The following is a 253-nucleotide window of genomic DNA, read 5'->3' on the forward strand; positions in this document are numbered from 1 at the left end:
TTCGTCTATGTCGCGTTCATCATCGACGTGTTCGCCCGGCGCATTGTCGGCTGGCGCGTCTCGAGCTCGGCGCGAACGGACTTCGTTCTGGACGCACTGGAGCAGGCCTTGTACGAACGACAGCCGGGTAAGCGGCTCATGCCGGCCGTTATAGACAGTTGCTGAGGGCGACATCAAAGTGATGCCCATCATTTCCAATCTGATGGGCACCACTTTGACAGAGTCTGCGGAGAAGAAGCCGGGTTCCCGAATG

General features: G+C 58.5%; 1 protein-coding gene. It reads left to right on the top strand.

What is annotated here, in order from left to right; genetic code table 11:
- Positions 1-165: DDE-type integrase/transposase/recombinase (locus tag VSR82_RS40480; protein WP_498858975.1), on the top strand; the 165-nt coding region annotated here is incomplete at its 5' end.
- Positions 166-253: the final 88 nt, after the last annotated feature.

Origin of the sequence: Burkholderia sp. JPY481 (genome assembly GCF_038900515.1) — a bacterium.
GTDB lineage: Bacteria > Pseudomonadota > Gammaproteobacteria > Burkholderiales > Burkholderiaceae > Paraburkholderia > Paraburkholderia youngii.